Source organism: Staphylococcus sp. GDH8C109P (assembly GCF_017893405.1).
GTDB classification, from domain to species: domain Bacteria; phylum Bacillota; class Bacilli; order Staphylococcales; family Staphylococcaceae; genus Staphylococcus; species Staphylococcus cohnii.
In genome coordinates, this window is the sequence record NZ_JAESMX010000022.1 from 77,322 (window position 1) to 98,488 (window position 21,167).

The window sequence follows — 21,167 nt, forward strand, 5'->3', positions numbered from 1 at the left end:
TTTTGATGATGAACTCTCATCTTCATTTGGTTGGTCTGGTGTGGATGGCTCTCCTGTATTATTGTCTTCATTTGAACCTGATGTTTCTTCATCACTTGGATTGTCTGGTTTTGATGGGATACTCTCATCTTCATTTGGTTGGTCTGGTGTGGATGATTTTCCTGTATTATCGTCTGCACTTGAATCAGATGTGTCTCCATTGCTTGGCTCAGCTGGTTTTGATGGTGTGTCCGTTCCTTCTTTGTTAAATACGTCATCGTTTACTGCTTCTTTTTTTTCACCTGAATTTACTTTATCAGCTGACAACTCACTTTTTATTGTATTTTCGTTTTTAACGTTAGTGTCAAAATTTTCTTTACCATTTGTTTTATAAAGGTCGGAAATTGAAGGCACAAAATTTGAATGTCCCATGTCATCAGTTCCAGCAAAATTATCTTTTGTATCAGTCGATATATTATTATTTTGATCTTCAGCTGCTTGAATCGGTTTTGATAATAAAGAAGCACTTATAGCAAAAGCGAAGCTTGAAACTAATATTTTATTCATTTTATACCCTTTCATTTTCTCACCTCCATAGTAATAATCCTATATTCATTATAATTATATTAGAAAGCTCACTTTTTTTCATTAAATAGATGGTTATTGAAAGGAAAAAGTAATAAATCTGAAATTTTTTGTAAAAAGCCTATTTACAAACTCTGATATAATTATTATACTAGATATATATTTTGAATTAATAAAGGAGCTACTATAATGGGATTATTCACTAAAAAATCAAAAGATTTAGATGCGTTTCAAAAAGCAATAGAAGCGAGACGTACAATTTATAGTTTAAATAAAGAAATTTCAATATCTGATAAGGAAGTTGAAAATATAATTGAACATGCAATTAAACATGTACCTTCTTCATTTAACTCACAATCTACACGTATTGTTTTATTATTAAATGATAATCATGATAAATTCTGGGAAATTACCAAAGAAGAACTTAAAAATACAATGGGACCTGATCGTGATTTCCAACCTACTGCTGATAAAATTGATAATTTTAAACATTCTTACGGTACTGTTTTATACTTTGAAGATGAAGAAGTCATCGAAGGTTTGCAAAATCAAATGCCTAACTATGCAGAAAACTTTGCGATCTGGTCTAGCCAGACAAATGCCATGCATCAATTCGCTATTTGGACAGCACTAAGTACTGAAGGTATCGGGGCTTCATTACAGCATTATAACCCACTTGTAGACGTAGCTGTCTCTGAAGCTTTTGATATTCCTAAAACTTGGAAACTTATGGCACAAATGCCTTTCGGTAATATTCGTGAAGAAGCTAGCGAAAAAGAATTTAATGATATAGATAAACGCTTCCTTATAAAAAAGTAATAAATTAAATACCTACAGAATGACAAGATATTTACATCCACCATCAAAAACATAGACAAAAATAGATTTATTTATATAACTATCACTATGTGAGGCAAAGACTTTCATGTCTTCGCCTCTTTTTTATGCTTTCTTTATAATATTATTAACCAAATTTTGAATTTTCTAAATATATTTAGTATATTTAGTCTAATACTAATATAAGGGGTGAAATTGATGAATATAGAAATCTTTCAACTTAAAATTGAACCAGCAAATGTTTCATTTAATGAAACAACCATTAAAAATTGGTTCTCTAATTACGTAACAACTGATACAGACGTTGTTGTATTGCCAGAAATGTGGAATAACGGATATGCCTTACCCCAATTAAACAAATTAGCTGATCAACAGTTATCACGAAGTTTTGAATTTATTTCAAAATTAGCTATACAATATCAAGTAGATGTTATAGCAGGTTCTGTATCTAATATTATGAAAGAAAATGTATATAATACTGCCTTTGCAGTATCAAAACAAGGCTATTTAATCAATAGTTACGATAAGGTACACCTTGTCCCGATGCTAGATGAGCCACTCTTTATGAGTCCAGGTAACGCTGTTCCAGAGCCTTTTTCACTTTCTAACGGGGTGAAAATTGCACAAATTATTTGTTATGACTTACGTTTTCCTGAAATATTACGTTATCCAGCACGTAAAGGTGCAGAAATCGCATTTTATGTAGCGCAGTGGCCAAGCGCTAGATTAGACCATTGGATTGCTTTACTAAAAGCACGTGCGATAGAAAATGATATGTTTGTCGTCGGTTGTAACACCTGTGGTGACGATGGTAAAACTGAGTATGCTGGTAACTCAATCATTATTAATCCAAATGGAGAAATTATAGATCAACTCAATGACAAAGAAGGAAGATTAAATTGTTCTCTAAATTTAGATGAGGTTGCCAAACAACGTGAAGCAATACCCGTTTTTAAAAATTTGAGACCACACCTTTATAAATAAACATAAAAAAACCGTGAGCTTGGGAGGGACTCACGGTTTTTTGTAACTTATTATTAAGGGAATGTTTTATACAGTTATTTCTCTATCTATTTTTTGGGGATGTTATTAATTATGAAAAAAATTAGTGAATTTACCGATTAAAATGATAAATTGAATGATGTTTACGATAGCTTACATGTTTAAATTTTAAGTTGTCTCTGTTATAGACAACGTTAAAATAGATTTGATTTGAGACTGGGAAAGGTCTACAAATACAAATTTAAGGGATTTGCTTAACGTATTAAGCGAGTTGTGTACTAATCTAGTACTATTTTACGAAACCACTAGCCATTACTGAAAAGGTTCTTGTCACAACATCAGCCTCCTCTTGTCCGTATTCAAAGAAATGAAACCGACAACTAAACTTGTAACTTCAATAACTATACGAAGATACAGTTACAATTTAGTAAAGCCAATTAGACTCCTGCTCAAAAGCCTAATTAACATCATCATTTAAACGGTTAAGTCTAAATAATTTTATCACTTCTTTGTGATACAAGTATATTAAACCATGGATTTCTTAAATTGCGTTTAATAATTCCTAACTCGTTATATTTCATACTTATTTGTTAAGAATTATATGTTAAAATTAAAAAGATAAGAAATCCAAACAGTTAGGAATACAAAACTTACAGTTAAGCAATGAGACGCCTAAAATATAATTAAAATTGTATAATACGGGTGAGGAGAGAATAGCCATGTCAAGGGGAATTGATAACAAAATTGAAAACTTAGCACGATATCTTCAACAAAGAAATAATCTTGATCATCTCGAGTTCCTAAAACTCCGATTAGGCATGCAAGTTTTTGTTAGCAATCTTGCGAAAACTATTGTAGTTTATGGCATTTCAATCCTTTGCCATATATTTTTATACACTCTAACTGTACACTTATCTTATTATTTGATTAGACAATATGCACACGGTGCACATGCGAAGTCATCGCTTTCGTGTCATATTCAAAACATTGTTTTATTTGTTTTACTGCCATGGTTTATTGGGTATATAAAAGTGGATATTATACTAATGTATATACTTGCTTTTTTAGGCTTTAGTATCTTAGTTGTTTATGCACCTTCAGCAACTAAAAAACAACCGATTCCAATAAAACTTAGAAAAGGTAAAAAAATCAAAACAATTGTTGTAACTTTATTATTATTGTGTGTTTCATTAATCTTAAAGGAGCCGTATTCACAATTAGTGCTTTTAGGTATTACACTAATTGCGTTTGCACAACTCCCGATATTTTTCCCTAAGGAGGATGTTTAGATATGCATATTTTTGAATCTATTGTAAACTTATTCGTTAAATTTTTCAGTGTTTTAGGAGCAGTTTCAGGTGGAAAAGTTTGTAGTGCTTTTTTTGATGAACCTGAGGTACCAAAAGAAATAACAGATTTATACAAATAATCTATTCATTAGAAAGAGTGTATAAGTATGGTAGTTTTCAATTCCGTAGTATTAGCATCGATTCAAGCAGTACTATTATTTTTTAATATTAAGACTTTAATAAATATAAAATATGTTTTTAGGGATTATATCGCAATGATTTGCATTATAATCCCTTCAACTGTTCTTTATTACTTTTTCAATGAAAAAGCAACCATTTTTTTATTAATAGCTATCGTTATATTTATGTATAGAAGAAAGCAAACCATAGGTATCGTAGCAGCATTAATCAGTTTTTTTATCTTATATATGGCTAACTTCATTTCTATTTGGCTAGCTACTCAATTAATAGAAGTTATCACATTAAATTATATTTTTAGTTCATTCTATGCAGTAAGTTTTATCTTAATTGCAATAAGTTTAGGATACATAATAAAATATTTTTTCATAAAAATGTCAACTTCATTTTTATCGTTAAATAAAATATATCTTTCAATTGTATGCTTGTTTTTACTCACAGTTTTACTGTTAATTTATTTTTATTTACCAAATTCCATTTTGTCATTTTCAGATATTAAATTTGTTGTAATCATGTATGCAGTGGTCATCATTACTACTGCTATTTTAATCATTACTATTTCCTTCAGCATTATACGTCAAATTCAATATAAACGTAATATCAAAGAAATAGAAAATTATTATAAATATACGTTACAAATTGAAAAAATTAACAATGAGATGCGTAAATTTCGACATGATTATGTTAATATACTTTCAACATTATCTGATTATATCCGAGAAGATGATATGGAAGGTTTACGTAAATATTTTAATGAAGAAATCATACCAATGCAAGATAATATGCAAATGAAAACACTTAAAATTAATGGCATTGAAAATTTAAAAGTTCGCGAAATTAAAGGTTTATTAACAACTAAAATATTACAAGCTCAAGAAAAAAATATAAGATTGAGCATTGAGGTTCCAGAACCGATTGAGAAAATTGATATGCCTATAATCAATTTAAGTAGAGTTATTGGTATTTTATTAGACAATGCTATAGAAGCATCAGAAAAAATTGAAGATGATCCTTTAATTCGCATTGCCTTTATCAAAAATGAAGACGATTCAGTGATGTTTATCATCATGAATAAATGTAAACCTGATATGCCTAGAGTACATACTTTATTCCAAGAAAACTACTCAACAAAAGGAAAAAACCGTGGTTTAGGTTTATCTAGCTTAAAGGAAATAACCGATGCAACTTCCAATGTTTTATTAGATACAACGATTGATAATAATTATTTTATCCAAAAAGTAGAAATATTAAATTCTAATTCATAAGGATGTGTAAATATGAAAATATTCATTTGTGAAGATGATGTAAGACAACGTGAAAATATAGTTTCAATTATCAATAATTACATCATGATAGAAGAAAAGCCAATGGAAATTGAAGTAGCTACGTCAGATCCTTATGAGGTATTGGAACGTGCCAAAGAACTTAAAGATATTGGTTGTTATTTTCTTGATATACAATTAGAAGCTGATATTAATGGCATTAAATTAGCAAGTGAGATTAGAAAATACGATCCAGTGAGCAATATTATATTTGTCACAAGTCACAGTGAGCTCACTTATTTAACTTTTGTATATAAAGTTGCTGCTATGGATTTTATTTTCAAAGATGACCCTGGCGAATTAAAATCAAGAGTGATCGATTGTCTCGAAACATCAGAAACTCGATTGAAGCTACTTTCAAAAGAAAGCACAGTTGAAACAATCGAACTCAAACGTGGCAGTAACTCTATTTATGTGCAATATGATGATGTAATGTTCTTTGAATCTTCTTCGAATTCACATCGTTTGATTGCTCATTTAGACAATAGGCAAATTGAATTTTATGGTAATTTAAAAGAGATTGATAATTTAGATGAACGATTTTTTAGATGTCATAATAGTTTTGTTGTTAATAGACACAATATAGAATCCATTGATTCTAAGTCTCGTATTGTTTACTTCAAAAATAATGAACACTGCTACGCGTCCGTACGTAATGTCAAAAAAATTTAATACATAAATTAATAGGCAGAGACAATTAATTGTCTCTGCCTATTATCATTAAAGCACCCGTTCTCAATTTATTGAGTTAGTGGTGCTTATGCATGAGCTATACTGCTCAAGTATTCCTTAATTCCTAATTTCCCGTACTTATCTTAACAGAATTGGATTCAATGAATAAGATTGCTTTCCATGTCCACGCTCTTAATATTCAAGTATCTCATGAACTTCATCTAAACTAGGTATACTCTCAATCGCGCCATATTTAGTAGTAACTTTTGCAGCAACTATGTTACTAAATTCAAGCATATCTTTACCTTGTACTTTTAATGCTTCTATAGGATTCACAATATCAGATACTGCCAACCTATTAATTAATGCTCCTATAAAAGCATCTCCAGCGCCAGTAGTATCTATCGCTTTCACTTTATAACCAGGGTGATCAATCACTGTGCCATCTTTAAAATGAATTTCTGCACCCTCTTTTCCTTTCGTATAAATAACTGCCTCTACGCTACCTTGAAATAGCCACGCGATAGCTTCTTTCTCATCTTTATTTCCAGTCACAAATGTCAGCTCTTCGTCTGAAATTTTAAGCACGTGCGCTAATGGCAAAAATTCACGTATTGCATTTTTACATTCCGCTTCACTAGTCCATAACGGCAAACGTACGTTAGGATCAAAGATAATCGTACCATTTGCTGATTTCACCTTATTTATTAATGCTTTATGCGCCTGTTTCATTGGACTATCTACTAAATCAACAGAACAAAAATGTAACATATCCTTTTCTGTTACAGTAATTGCATCTATATTGCTAGGTTGGTATAACATATCTGCTGATGGTTTACGATAGAATGAAAAATCACGTTCCCCTTCTTTGGTTAAACTTACAAATGCTAAAGCAGTATTCGCTTCATCTGTACGTCGAATATAGTTTGTATGCACGCCAATGTTATTTATTGTTTCAACAATTAAATCGCCAAATGCATCATTACCTAATTGGGTAATCATTTCTGCTTGCCCATCTAATTTTGTCGTAGTACAGGCAACGTTACAAGGCGCTCCACCGACTTGTCTTGTGAACCCTTCAACATCTTTTAATTTTGAATCTTTTTGATTAGGGATAAAATCGATAAGTGCTTCCCCTATTGCAAGTAAACGTTTCATTTATAGATCATCCTTTATGTCATATTTTGTAAAATTAAGAAAGACTTGGCCAGATTCAGTAGAAGCTTTAAATCCTATGGCATCATCATCTGTAAAAATTCTTGAAGTCATCACACGTTCACCATCATTACAAAATAATTCAATACTCGATGTGTCTACGAACATTTGTAGTTGAGATAATGGCGTATCTAAATAAGTGCTACGTGTATTACCATCGACTGGTTCTGGTAGTGAGCCACTTTCACTACGATCCAATGTAATTTTTTTTGTTTTTGTGTTATAAGCAATAAGTAAAGACTGTGATTTTGAAGCTCTGATTTCAAAATAAATTTCAGTAGCGTCATTTTCCAAAATATCAATAATCAATTCAAATTGTTTACCTTCATATGGATTTAAAAACCGCGTAAACTTATTAGCGTAACCTAATGCTGTTTCTTTATTCGTTCTTAATTGTTGAAGTGCTTTAATAGGACGTTGTTTTAAATTACCTTGTTCAATTGTCAAAATACGCGGGATTGTTAAACAGTGAGCCCAACCATCTGAATCTGTAGGATAGTTCACTTCTGGTAAACCCATCCAACCAATGAGTATTCTTTCGCCAAATTCATCTATAAAAGTTTGAGGCGCATAAAAATCAAATCCATGATCTAATTCATGAAAATCACCATGATCCATGACAAGATGGTCTATGTCGTATTGCCCCATGATATAACCAGATTGATAAATATTTCTAAATTTTTCACCTTCTGGTTCAATACCTTGAGGACAAAATAACAGTAAATCGAAACCATCTAAATTAAAATAATCTGGGCATTCCCACATAAAACCAAACGCTTCCAGTTTTGTTGTTATTTCACCTTGAAATGTCCAATTTACAATGTCTGTTGATTGATATTGAAGTATTCTTCCATATCCTTCTTCATTTTGTGCCCCAATTACTGCATAGTAAATTTCATCTTTAACAAATACTTTAGGGTCTCTAAAATGCTGCGTATATCCTGAAGGTGGCGCTGCTATTACCGCTTTAGGAAATTTTTGAACCTCACCATTGTCATCTACCTTAGCTATATGTTGTGTAGACTTTCTATTCCAATTTTCATCTCTATGATTGCCTGTATACATATAATACAAATTGTTGTTATATGTAAATGCGCTGCCACTATACACGCCATGACTGTCATCTTTCGTATCTGGTTTTAGTGAAATTCCTTGATCATCAAAATTTATTAAATCTTTACTTTTATATGTATACCAATATTTCAAACCATGGACAGCTCCTAAAGGAAACCACTGATGTGAGATATAATAATCTCCTTTATAATAAATTAGACCATTAGGATCATTTAACAATCCTGTTTTTGGCTGGATATGAAACAATTGTCTATATTTAGATTGATTCACACGCTCAGTTAATTCGTCCATTGTTTGTTGATTAATTTCTTCATAACGTTGATAACGTTCATCTCTTGTCCATTCACTCACTTTATTTCCTCCTATTACAAACTACTACTTTCTGATATTTGTTCTGTCGCAATTCAGTTCATCATCATATCTATGTATTTCATTATCATTATATTAGATTTATCCTACTCATTGATACAAATCTATGGCTTCCACTGCTTCAAAACAGTTTCACACGTGGTATCATGTGTTAATCGAAATGTGATTCCTGTAACAAGGACGCCATCAACAAACGACACTTAAAATGGCATCAACTTTATTCATATAAAAAGCTCCTCACACATCAATTTTCAAATTATTATTTAAATTTTTATAGCTTTGTTAACGCCTATAATTCAACTTATTGCATATTATTTTGACACCATAATTGCACATATTGACAGTAACTGAATTTATAATCAATTATCTAAAAAATCTTACACTTAGATATGCCAATCATATTTTATTTTCACTCTCATTACTTGGCATTGTAAACATCATCTATTTTATCATATTGTATTCCCTTTAAATACTGTTAAAAGCCAAACTCAAACTACTTGGTAAACACAAAAAATATTGCTGACTTCAAGAAGCAACTATATACATGATTAGTATTAAAAATATAGATCATTCAAAGACGACTAATCTCATTTACCATTACAACTTGTGTTATTCAATAACAAACAATTTTTTAAAACAAAATAAAGCCCGAAACATCATAGAATATGTCTCGGACTTTCTCTCATTGAGTAGTATATAATAAAATAATATTTTTAATATAACATTAAGCTTTCTGAACAGTGATTGTCCATGAAGCATCATCAAGTTGTTCATAATTGATAACTGGGTAACCTTCTTCAGCTGCCCAATTTGGAATTGCTTCAGTTGCTTGAGTACAATCGAAATCAATTTTTAATTCGTCACCATTCTCTAAAGTAGTCATTTTCTTTTGTGCTTCAATTAAAGGAAAAGGACAAACCATACCTACTGTACCTAATTCATATACCATAATGAAATCCTCCTAAAAATAAAATTTATGTCGTTTGTGTTTGTGCTGAGACTGTTTGACTTGTAGACTTTTGTGCTTTTTTCATCGGCTTAATAAATATGAAATAACTCATAAACCAAGCACCTAGTATCATTGATGCAAGCGCAATCCAGCCTTTCCAAGACATTGTAGCTGTTTCAACTAAACCATTTCCGATAGAACAACCACCTGCTACTGATGCACCAAATCCCATGCATACGCCACCAATAACACTATTACGGATTGTCTTTTTATCAGGTAGTCTCCACTTAAATTCTCTAGCTCCTTTTGCTGCAATATAAGAACCAACAAAGATACCTAAAACAAGGAATACACCCCAATCTAAAAGTTGAAGATCACCAGTTACAAAAAATTGAACGATATTAGCAGAAGGCGTTGTAATTCCTAAACCGTACATTCTGCCAGTAGATTCACTCACTGGCCAAGCCAATAATGCAATTAGTCCAACTGCAATTGCTGCAACAAAGGGATGGTATTTTTTTTCAAATAAATAATAACGAATCCCCGTAAACTTTTGTTTTAATTTTGGTACCGCAAATTTAGGCTTCGGTTTACGTAACGTTTTAACAACAAATATAACCGTTATAATTGTTAATAACGCGACCCATACCCATGTTGGAATACCAGTTGTTTGAGCCATACTTGTATTTACATTAGTAGGTTTGTTGATACCATCCATTAAAGGTAATAATAAACCAAATTTAGTAGCAGCTGATGTAAATGCATATGCAATAAGTGCAATCCAACTACCAATTAATCCTCTCCAGCTCTATACCATGTACCAGTTGCACAACCACCAGCTAATATAATTCCAATACCAAAAATAAATGAGCCAATAACCGTACCTATGATTGGATATGTTGACTCTGGTATTTCTACTAACCCTGTCGAAGTTAGAATTAACAATCCGATACTTTGCACTGAGATTGCTATTAACAAGGCATAAAACATTTTATTACTTTTTTGAATATACATATCCCGAAATCCACCAGCAAGACAAAATCGTGTACGTTGCATGACAAATCCCAAAAGTCCACCTACGATTAAGCCACTGATTATTAACCACGTCATAACATTACCTCTTTCCGATAAAATCAATAAGAATTATCATATTAGATTTGTACTAAAATTTCAACCTTTATGTTTTAATGCCTTTTCATATGTATATGTATAAGATGAAGCGGAGCTAGTGAACAATAAAAAAACTTTGTAGAGACAACTAAACATCAAAAATGTTTGTATCTCTACAAAGTTAATATTTAAAAATTATTGTTTATTACTGTAATTTTTCATAAAGAAAAGTAAAGACTGTAATTCAATCCCTAAATCAATGTGATGAACTTGTACATCTGACGGCGTATAAACACGTGTTGGTGTGAAATTTAGAATACCTTTAATTCCTGCTTCAACTAAAGTATCTGCAACTTGTTGTGCTGCGTTTTCAGGTGTTGTTAATATCACGACATCAATTTGTTCTTGCTTTAATACATCAGTGATTTTTGAAAATGGGCTTACAACCACATTGCCTATTTGTGTTCCTATTACATCATCACGAATATCGAACGCTTCTGTGATAGTCATTTCATCATGAATAGAAAAATTATATGTTAGTAATGCTTTACCTAGGTTCCCTACACCTACGATGGCTATTTTAATTTCATCATTTTCACTTATCTCATTTTTAAAAAAATGTAACAAGCTATCAATATTATAGCCATACCCTTTTTTGCCTAATTCACCAAAATAAGAAAAATCACGACGAATTGTTGCAGAATCAATGTTCAAACCTTCACTAATTGTTTTAGAATTAACTCTGTCTATCCCTTTAGATTTCAAAGTATTGACGAATCTATAATATAACGGTAACCGTTTTAACGTGGCACGAGGAATCTTTTCGCTTTGGTTAGCCAAGATCTTGTCCTCCTATACTATAATCTCTAATTAATCTTATAATTACTTCAACATTATACATTAATACATTATAAAAATAAACACTGGTAGTTTTAACAATACGCAGAATACGGTAGAATGATAATGAATAGAGAGGTGCAAAAACGGATGATATTATTACAATTAAACGACATTACAAAATCATTCGACGGAGAAGATATTTTTAACAATGTCAATTTTGAAGTTAAAACTGGCGAACGTATCGGTATCGTTGGGCGTAACGGAGCTGGTAAATCTACATTGATGAAAATTATCGCTGGCGTCGAGAGTTATGATAGTGGTCATATTTCAAAAAGTAAAAATTTAAAACTTGGTTATTTAACACAACAAATGACACTCAACACAAACCAAACCGTGATTGAAGAAATGTCCAAACCTTTTGAAAATATGAAAAAACTTGAATCTGAAATGAAAATAGAAACAGATTGGTTAGCACAGCATGCAAATGAATATGATACAGATGTATATAAAAATCATATTGATCGATATGAATACTTATCCAATGAATTCGAACAACAAGATGGATATCAATATGAAAGTAAGATAAAAACGGTGCTCCACGGTCTAAATTTCACTGAACCAGATTTCAATCGCCCTATTAATGACTTTAGTGGCGGTCAAAAAACGAGGCTTTCATTAGCCCAAATGTTATTAAGTGAGCCTGATTTATTATTGCTAGATGAACCAACTAACCATTTAGATATGGAAACAACACAATGGTTAGAAAGTTATTTAAACTATTTTAAAGGGGCTATTGTTATCATTAGCCACGACAGATATTTTTTAGATAAAATAGTAAATCAAATCTATGATGTTGCACTTGGAGATGTGCAACATTATATAGGTAATTATAAACAATTTATTGAAAAAAGAGATAAGTATTATGAAAAACGCATGCAAGAATATGAACGTCAACAAGATGAAATTAAACGCTTAGAAACATTTGTTGATAAAAATATAGCGCGGGCTTCAACTACTGGTATGGCAAAAAGCCGTAGGAAAATGCTGGAAAAAATGGAAAGAATCAATAAACCAATGGTTGATGCTAAAAGTGCTAATATCCAATTTGATTTTGATCGAAATACAGGTAATGATGTTTTTCATATCAAAGATTTAGAAATTGGTTATGAAGAGACAATTACCAAAGGTATCAACATTGAAGTAACTAAAGGAGACCATATCGCTATTATTGGGCCTAACGGTATCGGTAAATCTACTTTAATCAAGACAGTTGCAGGTATTCAACCAAAATTAAACGGTGAAATTACTACTGGTGCAAATTTAAAAATCGGTTACTATGACCAAAAACAAGCTGAATTTAAATCTAGTAAAACAATATTAGATTATCTTTGGGACCAATACCCTTCAATGAACGAGAAAGACATACGTGCAGTATTAGGTCGATTTTTATTTGTACAAGAAGATGTAAAAAAAATCATTAATGACCTTTCTGGTGGTGAAAAAGCTAGATTACAATTGGCTTTGTTAATGCTTGAACGTAACAATGTACTTATTTTAGATGAACCTACAAATCATCTTGATATAGATTCAAAAGAAATGTTAGAACAGGCATTGGATAACTTTGAAGGAACGATTTTATTTGTTTCACACGACCGTTATTTTATTAATCAACTTGCAAACAAAGTTTATGATTTAGACACTCATGGTGGCACAATGTATTTAGGTAATTATCAATATTTTATAGAGAAGAAAGAAGAAAACGAAGCGATTCAAGCTAAAAAAGAATATGAAGCTTCACATCAGACAAAACCGATGGTGACTCAAAACGATAATTATATTGATCAAAAACTTCAAAAACGCGAACAACGTCAAATTGAACGCCAAATTGATGAATGCGAAACCGAGATAGATAATTTTGAAACTAAAATTAATGAAATTAATGAATTGTTAACTTTACCAGATATATATAGTGATCCAGAGGAAGCAAATCGTTTAGCCAAAGAGAAAGAAAACAGCGAACAAGCATTAGAACAAGTCATGTCAAAATGGGCAGAATTACAAGAAAAGTTAATTTAATACTAATTTTAACGATAAGTACGAAAAATGGAAAAATCATTTTTCGTACTTTTTATTATTATTTTATACCTTAACTATTCACAGCTTTAACCCTATCATCAAAGCTATCCACAAAGTTATCCCATTTATCCACAAGTAAAATGTAACTTTTAAACTGTTGAATATTCAGAAAACAATGTATATCCACATATTTGCCCACGACTTATCAACAAGTTATACACTAATTGTTGATAAGTACGCACGTTCTCTATTGACATATATCACCACTTAACATAATCAGCTATTTGTGAATCCATTTATTTCATGACATAATAAAACATATTAATTAAGTATGAGGTGAAACTTATGTATCCTATATTTTGGTTCCTAATTGCATTAATAATCGGAACAACAATTTTATTTATTATCACGACAATCATTGCCAATAAAAAATTAAATCATGATATCAAACCTTTATGGTCACTTAGAAAACCTTTAGAATCTTTTGTTCGACCTAATCATAGGTATAGTTATCAATTCGATACATACAAACACCAATTTGATGAAACAAATCTTATAGATGATAAAACTTACGCTGATTTGAATTTAAATGCCCTTTTCGACAACATGAACTTTAATTTTTCTGCAATTGGCGAAATGCGCTTGTATGCAACCTTAAGAAAGATGTTTACGATTCATAATCAAGCTTTAATTCAAAAATTTAAAAATGATGAATTTTTTCGTCTGAAAATATCAACTCACCTTGCTAAAATAGGTAAAGCGATTTATCCCACGTTCCCTGATCAATTGACTACAGTAAAACGTAATCATTTTTTTATGTTGGCTACATATTTTCCGTTAGTCTTTTTGCTAGTTACATTTTTAAAACCTGAATTCGGTATACTTTTAACTATATTGACTGCTATATTTAATATGATTTTGAGTGGCATACTAAGAAAAACGTTTGATCAAGATTTAAATTCTTTATTTTATACATCAAATGTTATTAAAAAGGCTTACGCAATTCATAAAATAGATGGTGCGCCTTCCATAGATGTTGACTTTAATCATTTTAAAGCTGCTCGTAGGCTAAGTGGTCTTCTAGGAAGAGTAAATACAGCAGAAGATTCTATGATATTTGCATTTTTATTTAAAGCTATATTTATGTTGGACTATCATATCTTTCATTTAATACAACATAGCTTTAAAAAATATGAATCTGAAGTTATGGCTTGTTATGAATATATAGGAAGCATAGACAATCATTATGCGGTAGCATTGTGGAGAGAAACACTATCACAATATGCATTGCCCCAAGCAAGTAATGATGATTCAGTAGAATTTGAAGCACTTACGCACCCATTGCTTGTCGATGCTATTTCTAATGATTTAGAAGTCAATAGCCATATATTATTAACTGGATCAAACGCGTCAGGAAAATCAACTTTTATGAAAGCAATTGCCTTAAATCTTTTATTAGCTCAAACGATAAATACAGTTACTGCAAATTACTTCAAGTATAAACCTGGTTTAATTTTCACTTCTATGGTGAACCAAGATGATATCTTGTCTGGTGATAGTTATTTTATGACAGAAATCAAATCTATTAAGCGATTATTTGATTTAAAAACAGATGATAAAATTTATTGCTTTATAGACGAAATATTTAAAGGAACTAATACAACTGAACGTATCGCTGCTTCTGAATCCGTGTTAAATTATTTAAGTAACAGCCAAAATTACGAAATCATAGCTGCGACTCATGATATTGAATTAGCCACGTTATTAGAAGACAATTTCAAAAACTTTCATTTTAATGAGATTATCTATGAAAATGAGATTGCTTTTGATTATAAAATTAAAGCTGGAAAAGCAGATACAAGAAATGCGATTGAATTATTAAGAATCTTAAAATTCCCTAATCAAGTATATACGCGAGCCAAAGCATCTTCCACTTAAGTCTTTGAAATCTTAAACTTAATAAAGTAATCATAAAAGCGCTTATGAATGTAGAAAAAGGAACAATGAAGTTTACATTTACTTCATTGTTCCTTTATTTAGTTTAAATATTTTATTCAGCATTAATCATCCAAGTAACACCAAAAGGATCATTAAACATACCATATAATTCTGACCATTCCGTTTTACCTAACGGCATTGCCTCTTCACATCCAGCTGCTATGGCATTATTAAAAAAATCAATAGCCTGTTGTTTATCCACTTCATTATTGTGATCGAATGTAAATGTTACAATCGCACCACTATTATCGATTTTTTTATTTTTCCATGTGTCACTGCAATAAAATGTTTCACCTAAGACTTTAAATGAGGCATTCATTGTAAAGTTTTTATCTACTTGGAATTCTTCTGGCATATCTGTAAACATTTCATGGTCACCACCAATACGTTGAATATCTGTGGCACCTAAATTTTTTTCATAAAAGTCTAATGCTGCTAAACTATTTTCAAAATTAAAATACTGAACTGATTTCATTTATAAGCCGCCTCCTAATAATGTAATGCTTATTTACATTATTCTATATAGTATGACTATATATTAAAATATATACCCCATTTTTAATATTTAAACATTTGAGCTTGATTAAATTTATAAAATCAATCCTTTATATTTTTCTGAAAGTCATAGTAGTAAATTTCAAAAAAAGAAGTAGAAACATACATCAAACAACTGTTTGATTTAAAATTCCTACTCCAATATTAGTAATTATATACTTTGTGTACATTTTAAGTACATTATAATACTAAGTTAAAACTACACTATGATATATTATTACGTATTTAAGTATTTAAGTATTTACAATACCAAATTTAATTATTTAATGAAAATTGTTCAATATCCATATCATTAAATCCATTTAATGACATATCTCCAACTAACCCTGCTTGATATAAATAATGTGCTGCAGCACCAATCATAGCAGCATTATCAGTACAAAGGTTTGGGCTTGGTATACGCAAATTGATATCTTTATCCTTACATGCATTATTAAGCGCTGCTCTTAAACCTTTATTACTTGCGACACCACCAGCTACGATTAACTGTTTCACATCATAAGCTTCACAAGCTGACATTGCTTTTCCAACTAAAACTTCTACAACACTATTTTGAAAACTTGCTGCAACATCTTCAGGTTTTATTTCAGACCCTTTTTGTCGTAAATTATGCAATTTATTTATCACTGCACTTTTCAATCCGCTAAAACTAAAATCGTAACTATTTGCTTCTAACCAAACTCTTGGGAAGTTGTAACAATCATGACCATTTGCTGCTAATTGATCAACTTGTGGCCCACCTGGATAACCTAAGCCAATCGTTCTTGCGACTTTATCATAGGCTTCACCAACAGCATCATCTCTAGTTTCACCTATAACTTCAAAATTCAAATGATCTTTCATGTATACAAGTTCTGTATGCCCTCCTGAAACGATTAAAGCTATTAAAGGAAATTGTAATGGTTGCTCTAAATGATTCGCATAAATATGCCCTGCAATATGATGTACAGGTATCAATGGTTTATCATAAGCAAAAGCTAACGCTTTAGCTGCATTGATTCCTACTAGTAATGCACCTATGAGCCCAGGGCCCTGTGTTACCGCAACTGCATCTATATCTTTCATTGTTACTTTTGCTTCATTTAATGCCTGGTCAATTGTCGTTGTAATACCTTCTACGTGGTGTCTGCTAGCAACCTCAGGTACCACACCTCCAAATCGTTTATGACTTTCAATCTGACTTAGTACAATATTACTTAAAATCTCTGTCCCCTGTTTAATAATACTAACACTCGTTTCATCACAACTTGACTCAACTGCTAAAATCAATGTTTGATCACTCATTTAAATTCACCCACATCACTATCGCATCCTCACCTTCACCATAATAATTTTTGCGTTTACCACCAAATTGAAAGCCTAAATTTGTATACACGTGTTGTGCAATCGCATTGTCTACACGAACTTCTAAGCTCATTATTTCACATTTGGTTTTTACATAGTTCATCGCATATTTTAATAATAATTGTCCTAAACCATAACCTCTATATGTTTCATCTATGGCAACTGTTGTAACCTGAGCTTGGTCTATCACTATCCAAATACCAATATACCCAATAATCATACGATTATATTCAATAATAAAGTAATGTGCAAACTCATTTTGTTCTATTTCATGATAAAAAGCATCAATCGTCCAACTACTGTCGTTAAAACTATTTCTTTCAATATCAAATACTTGAGGTACATCGCTCAAAGTCATCAAACGTATATTTAACTCTTTTTCTGTTGGTTTAACCAATTTCTTTCAGCCTCTGATAATTTAATATAGTTTGGTGTAAATTGATGTATATCGTCAGTAGTTTCAATTAAATGTTTCATATGCTTTGCTTTTGGTAAGTTGGGTATGCAATCACCATCTAATAAATCTCTTACTTTTTCAGTATCCATGCCCACAAATACATAGGGTTTCCCAAATCTATGTAATAAATTGAGAAGTTCTTGTATTGGCAAATATTGATCTTCTTCTATTTGGACCAATTGGTTTCCATTATATTGATAAATGCCAGTGTAAACCGCTTCTCTACGTGCATCAAATATTGGAACCAATAGGCGTTCGTCATCTTGAACAGTGGCAGCAAGCGCTTTTAGTGAAGAAACACCATATAGTTCAGCATTCAATGCATAAGCTAAAGTTTTAGCAACGGTTACGCCAATTCTAAGACCAGTATATGAACCAGGTCCTTGTGCAACAATAATTGCATTTATTTCTTCTTTTGCTATTTCACTCTTATTTATCAACTGTTGAATGGCTGGCATTAACTGAGTAGAATGATTTTGCTTCACGTTAGTATTGATTTCAGCTAATATTTCATTATTTTGCATTACTGCAACAGACAACGGTTGATTCGATGTATCAATCAACAGATATATCATGTTCAACAACCTCCTTTAACTTTTGGTAATGTTCACCGAATGCTTTTATCTCTATATGTCTTTTCGTCTCATTTATAGTTTTAATATTTATAGTTAGGTAAGTATTGGGTAAAAATGATTTAATAAATTCACTCCACTCAATCAATGTGACAGCTTCATCTTCAAAATATTCATCAAATCCCAAATCTTCTTCACTATCTTCTAATCTATAGCAATCCATATGATGTAATTTAAATGCATTACCTTGATAGGATTTAATGATATTAAACGTCGGTGAATTTATATTTCGTTTTACACCTATGGCTTTACCAATAAATTGCGTTAATGTAGTTTTACCAGCGCCTAAATCACCATTTAATAAAATAATGTCCCCTGCAGATAAATGTTTCGCTAACACTTCTGCAAAATGTGCCATACTTTCTAAATCATTTATTTTAATCATATGCCTCTCCTTTTTAGCAACAGTTCCAAATTAATTTAGTTAGTGTCGCTTACGCTTGAACTTCGCTCAAGTATTTCTATTTACTTCTAAAATATTGTTGATGGATAAAAATAACTAATATATTTATTAATTACATCAGCGCTTAATGATTATCTACTTCTTTAAAAACTTTATTATCATTAAATTAACTATTATAGTTTAACAAATTTTTTCTTATTTTACTTCAAACTAAAACAAGTTCCAACATTTTGAAATTATTTGAATTGATAGAAAATTTAAAAAAATCATTGACAGTAGAAGTTCAGTATAGTAAATTTAATTTATCGAATTTTTAGACAATTCAATTAAACACATTAAAAGATAAACCATTCTAACGGAAAGGAGCATAATGAGATGACCAAATATACAATGCAATACCAACCAACAACTTCAAATATTTTAGTCATTTTATTATGCTATTAGGACTGGAACATTAGTAAAGAATCTACTAAATGTTTAAGTCCTATTTCTAGTTGAATGGGACTTGAAAGCGTCCCAATTATTTATTGGGACGCTTTTTTATTTTCAAATTTATGGGGGAATTAATATGAGAAGCGATATGATCAAAAAAGGAGATCATCAAGCTCCAGCAAGAAGCCTTTTGCATGCAACAGGTGCTTTAGAAAAACCAACAGATATGAACAAACCTTTCGTAGCTATTTGTAATTCATATATCGACATTGTTCCAGGGCACGTTCACCTAAGAGAATTAGCTGATATTGCTAAAGAAGCAATTCGCGAAGCAGGTGCCATCCCCTTTGAATTTGACACAATCGGTGTAGATGATGGTATTGCAATGGGACATATTGGAATGAGATATTCACTACCATCTAGAGAGGTTATCGCTGATGCTGCAGAAACAGTTATCAATGCACACTGGTTTGATGGTGTGTTTTACATACCAAACTGTGACAAGATTACACCTGGCATGTTATTAGCTGCTGTAAGAACCAATGTTCCTGCTATTTTCTGTTCAGGCGGACCTATGAAAGCAGGTTTATCATCACAAGGCAAAGCTTTAACACTTTCTTCAATGTTTGAAGCTGTTGGGGCATTTAAAGATGGTTCAATTTCAAAAGATGAATTTTTGGATATGGAACAAAATGCTTGCCCTACTTGTGGCTCATGTTCTGGTATGTTTACAGCAAATTCAATGAATTGTTTAATGGAGGTTTTAGGCTTAGCGCTCCCATATAATGGTACAGCTCTTGCAGTAAGTGAACAACGTAGAGAAATGATTAGAGAAGCAGCATTTAAACTAGTTGATAATATCAAAAATGATATTAAACCAAGAGACATTGTAACTAAAGAAGCAATTGATGACGCATTTGCTTTAGATATGGCTATGGGGGGTTCTACAAATACAGTATTACACACATTAGCAATTGCAAATGAAGCAGGTATTGATTATGACCTATCAAGAATTAATGAAATTGCGAAGAAAACGCCTTATTTGTCAAAAATAGCTCCAAGTTCTTCCTATTCTATGCATGATGTGCATGAAGCTGGTGGTGTTCCAGCTATCATCAATGAATTATTTAAAAAAGAAGGTACACTACATCCAGACAGAATCACAGCTACAGGTAAAACACTTCGTGAAAATAACGAACAAAAAGAAATATTAAATAGCAATGTTATCAGACACCTTGATAATCCTTACGATAAACAAGGTGGCCTTTCAATCCTATATGGTAACTTAGCTCCAAAAGGTGCAGTCATAAAAGTCGGTGGTGTAGATCCTTCAATTAAAGTCTTTAAAGGAAAAGCAATTTGTTTTGATTCACATGATGAAGCCGTTGAAGCGATTGATAATCACATAGTACGTGAAGGTCATGTAGTTGTGATTAGGTATGAAGGCCCTAAAGGTGGCCCTGGAATGCCAGAAATGTTGGCCCCTACATCATCTATTGTAGGAAGAGGATTGGGTAAAGAGGTTGCGTTAATCACTGATGGTAGATTTTCCGGGGCAACACGAGGTATTGCTGTTGGACATATTTCACCAGAAGCTGCAGCAGGTGGCCCTATCGCTTTAATTGAAAACAACGACGATATCACAATTGATTTAACAAACAGAACATTAAATGTAGAAGTTACAGAAGAAGTATTAGAATCTAGAAAGCAAAACTTGAAACCATTTAAAGCAAAAGTGAAAACAGGTTATCTTGCACGCTATACAGCGTTAGTAACGAGTGCTAACACTGGTGGTATTATGCAAGTACCTGAAGATCTCATTTAAGGAG

The 21,167-nt window shown here is 31.5% G+C and carries 19 protein-coding genes and 1 pseudogene; 9 read left to right on the forward strand and 11 right to left on the reverse strand.

Annotated features, from left to right (window positions below; genetic code table 11):
• The coding region (locus tag KA867_RS11665) for a hypothetical protein (protein ID WP_210138129.1) at nt 1-561 on the reverse strand (561 nt) is incomplete at its 3' end.
• Nucleotides 562-753: 192 nt separating this feature from the next.
• On the opposite strand from KA867_RS11665, the gene KA867_RS11670 reads away from it, so the two are divergent.
• The 6 genes from KA867_RS11670 (at nt 754) to agrA (ending at nt 5,884) form a co-directional block, all read left to right on the forward strand.
• Complete coding sequence (locus KA867_RS11670) at nt 754-1,383, forward strand: nitroreductase family protein (RefSeq protein ID WP_210138130.1); 630 nt, start codon at nt 754-756, stop codon at nt 1,381-1,383.
• Between the two features lie 216 nt (nt 1,384-1,599).
• Complete coding sequence (locus tag KA867_RS11675; RefSeq protein ID WP_210138131.1) at nt 1,600-2,385, forward strand: carbon-nitrogen family hydrolase; 786 nt, start codon at nt 1,600-1,602, stop codon at nt 2,383-2,385.
• 737 nt (nt 2,386-3,122) lie between these two features.
• The gene (locus KA867_RS11680) at nt 3,123-3,692 is read left to right on the forward strand and encodes an accessory gene regulator AgrB (protein WP_210138132.1); all 570 of its coding nucleotides are present in this window, start codon (nt 3,123-3,125) and stop codon (nt 3,690-3,692) included.
• Nucleotides 3,693-3,694: 2 nt separating this feature from the next.
• The gene (agrD, locus tag KA867_RS11685) at nt 3,695-3,832 is read left to right on the forward strand and encodes a cyclic lactone autoinducer peptide AgrD (RefSeq protein ID WP_107505417.1); all 138 of its coding nucleotides are present in this window, start codon (nt 3,695-3,697) and stop codon (nt 3,830-3,832) included.
• Nucleotides 3,833-3,859: 27 nt separating this feature from the next.
• Entirely contained in the window at nt 3,860-5,155 is a 1,296-nt protein-coding gene (gene agrC, locus KA867_RS11690; protein WP_210138133.1) for a quorum-sensing sensor histidine kinase AgrC, read from the forward strand.
• Between the two features lie 12 nt (nt 5,156-5,167).
• A complete protein-coding gene (gene agrA / locus KA867_RS11695; RefSeq protein WP_210138134.1) occupies nt 5,168-5,884 on the forward strand; it encodes a quorum-sensing response regulator AgrA in 717 nt (238 codons plus the stop codon).
• 192 nt (nt 5,885-6,076) lie between these two features.
• Here agrA and KA867_RS11700 read toward each other — a convergent pair whose 3' ends face one another.
• The 5 genes and pseudogenes from KA867_RS11700 to KA867_RS11720 all read right to left on the reverse strand — a co-directional run bounded on the left by KA867_RS11700 (nt 6,077) and on the right by KA867_RS11720 (nt 11,441).
• Nucleotides 6,077-7,042 (reverse strand): carbohydrate kinase family protein, encoded by a 966-nt coding sequence (locus KA867_RS11700; protein ID WP_210138135.1) that lies wholly within the window; start codon nt 7,040-7,042, stop codon nt 6,077-6,079.
• Nucleotides 7,043-8,524 (reverse strand): sucrose-6-phosphate hydrolase, encoded by a 1,482-nt coding sequence (locus KA867_RS11705; RefSeq protein ID WP_210138136.1) that lies wholly within the window; start codon nt 8,522-8,524, stop codon nt 7,043-7,045.
• A gap of 742 nt (nt 8,525-9,266) precedes the next feature.
• Nucleotides 9,267-9,491 carry a sulfurtransferase TusA family protein gene (locus KA867_RS11710; RefSeq protein WP_210138137.1) on the reverse strand — a complete coding sequence of 75 codons (225 nt, stop codon included), beginning with the start codon at nt 9,489-9,491 and terminating at the stop codon, nt 9,267-9,269.
• A gap of 25 nt (nt 9,492-9,516) precedes the next feature.
• Nucleotides 9,517-10,601 (reverse strand): annotated as a pseudogene (locus KA867_RS11715) (YeeE/YedE family protein).
• Nucleotides 10,602-10,796: 195 nt separating this feature from the next.
• Entirely contained in the window at nt 10,797-11,441 is a 645-nt protein-coding gene (locus tag KA867_RS11720) for a redox-sensing transcriptional repressor Rex (protein ID WP_210138138.1), read from the reverse strand.
• A 147-nt stretch (nt 11,442-11,588) separates the two neighbouring features.
• Between KA867_RS11720 and KA867_RS11725 the strand changes: the two genes are divergently transcribed.
• Together KA867_RS11725 and KA867_RS11730 are read left to right on the forward strand one after the other, a co-directional pair.
• Entirely contained in the window at nt 11,589-13,517 is a 1,929-nt protein-coding gene (locus KA867_RS11725) for an ABC-F family ATP-binding cassette domain-containing protein (protein ID WP_210138139.1), read from the forward strand.
• A gap of 345 nt (nt 13,518-13,862) precedes the next feature.
• A complete protein-coding gene (locus KA867_RS11730; protein WP_210138140.1) occupies nt 13,863-15,455 on the forward strand; it encodes a MutS-related protein in 1,593 nt (530 codons plus the stop codon).
• Between the two features lie 112 nt (nt 15,456-15,567).
• Here KA867_RS11730 and KA867_RS11735 read toward each other — a convergent pair whose 3' ends face one another.
• The 5 genes from KA867_RS11735 to tsaE all read right to left on the reverse strand — a co-directional run bounded on the left by KA867_RS11735 (nt 15,568) and on the right by tsaE (nt 18,888).
• Nucleotides 15,568-15,990 (reverse strand): VOC family protein, encoded by a 423-nt coding sequence (locus tag KA867_RS11735; protein ID WP_210138141.1) that lies wholly within the window; start codon nt 15,988-15,990, stop codon nt 15,568-15,570.
• Between the two features lie 335 nt (nt 15,991-16,325).
• The gene (gene tsaD / locus KA867_RS11740; RefSeq protein ID WP_210138142.1) at nt 16,326-17,354 is read right to left on the reverse strand and encodes a tRNA (adenosine(37)-N6)-threonylcarbamoyltransferase complex transferase subunit TsaD; all 1,029 of its coding nucleotides are present in this window, start codon (nt 17,352-17,354) and stop codon (nt 16,326-16,328) included.
• A complete protein-coding gene (gene rimI / locus KA867_RS11745) occupies nt 17,347-17,811 on the reverse strand; it encodes a ribosomal protein S18-alanine N-acetyltransferase (RefSeq protein WP_210138143.1) in 465 nt (154 codons plus the stop codon). Before rimI ends, tsaD begins: the two co-directional genes overlap by 8 nt.
• Nucleotides 17,784-18,446: a tRNA (adenosine(37)-N6)-threonylcarbamoyltransferase complex dimerization subunit type 1 TsaB gene (tsaB, locus tag KA867_RS11750; protein WP_210138144.1), complete on the reverse strand. Its 663-nt coding sequence runs from the start codon at nt 18,444-18,446 to the stop codon at nt 17,784-17,786. Before tsaB ends, rimI begins: the two co-directional genes overlap by 28 nt.
• Nucleotides 18,427-18,888 (reverse strand): tRNA (adenosine(37)-N6)-threonylcarbamoyltransferase complex ATPase subunit type 1 TsaE, encoded by a 462-nt coding sequence (gene tsaE / locus KA867_RS11755; protein ID WP_210138145.1) that lies wholly within the window; start codon nt 18,886-18,888, stop codon nt 18,427-18,429. Before tsaE ends, tsaB begins: the two co-directional genes overlap by 20 nt.
• A 586-nt stretch (nt 18,889-19,474) precedes the next feature.
• On the opposite strand from tsaE, the gene ilvD reads away from it, so the two are divergent.
• Entirely contained in the window at nt 19,475-21,163 is a 1,689-nt protein-coding gene (gene ilvD / locus KA867_RS11760; RefSeq protein WP_210138146.1) for a dihydroxy-acid dehydratase, read from the forward strand.
• The last annotated feature ends 4 nt before the right edge of the window (nt 21,164-21,167 follow it).

Bases quoted from the DNA above. Each gene is read 5' to 3' on its own strand.
- KA867_RS11725 (WP_210138139.1), top strand. From the start codon at position 11,589: ATGATATTATTACAATTAAACGACATTACAAAATCATTCGACGGAGAA.
- KA867_RS11730 (WP_210138140.1), top strand. From the start codon at position 13,863: ATGTATCCTATATTTTGGTTCCTAATTGCATTAATAATCGGAACAACA.
- tsaD (WP_210138142.1), bottom strand. From the start codon at position 17,354: ATGAGTGATCAAACATTGATTTTAGCAGTTGAGTCAAGTTGTGATGAA.
- KA867_RS11675 (WP_210138131.1), top strand. From the start codon at position 1,600: ATGAATATAGAAATCTTTCAACTTAAAATTGAACCAGCAAATGTTTCA.
- KA867_RS11680 (WP_210138132.1), top strand. From the start codon at position 3,123: ATGTCAAGGGGAATTGATAACAAAATTGAAAACTTAGCACGATATCTT.
- tsaB (WP_210138144.1), bottom strand. From the start codon at position 18,446: ATGATATATCTGTTGATTGATACATCGAATCAACCGTTGTCTGTTGCA.
- KA867_RS11700 (WP_210138135.1), bottom strand. From the start codon at position 7,042: ATGAAACGTTTACTTGCAATAGGGGAAGCACTTATCGATTTTATCCCT.
- KA867_RS11670 (WP_210138130.1), top strand. From the start codon at position 754: ATGGGATTATTCACTAAAAAATCAAAAGATTTAGATGCGTTTCAAAAA.
- KA867_RS11735 (WP_210138141.1), bottom strand. From the start codon at position 15,990: ATGAAATCAGTTCAGTATTTTAATTTTGAAAATAGTTTAGCAGCATTA.
- agrC (WP_210138133.1), top strand. From the start codon at position 3,860: ATGGTAGTTTTCAATTCCGTAGTATTAGCATCGATTCAAGCAGTACTA.
- agrA (WP_210138134.1), top strand. From the start codon at position 5,168: ATGAAAATATTCATTTGTGAAGATGATGTAAGACAACGTGAAAATATA.
- KA867_RS11710 (WP_210138137.1), bottom strand. From the start codon at position 9,491: ATGGTATATGAATTAGGTACAGTAGGTATGGTTTGTCCTTTTCCTTTA.
- agrD (WP_107505417.1), top strand. From the start codon at position 3,695: ATGCATATTTTTGAATCTATTGTAAACTTATTCGTTAAATTTTTCAGT.
- tsaE (WP_210138145.1), bottom strand. From the start codon at position 18,888: ATGATTAAAATAAATGATTTAGAAAGTATGGCACATTTTGCAGAAGTG.
- ilvD (WP_210138146.1), top strand. From the start codon at position 19,475: ATGAGAAGCGATATGATCAAAAAAGGAGATCATCAAGCTCCAGCAAGA.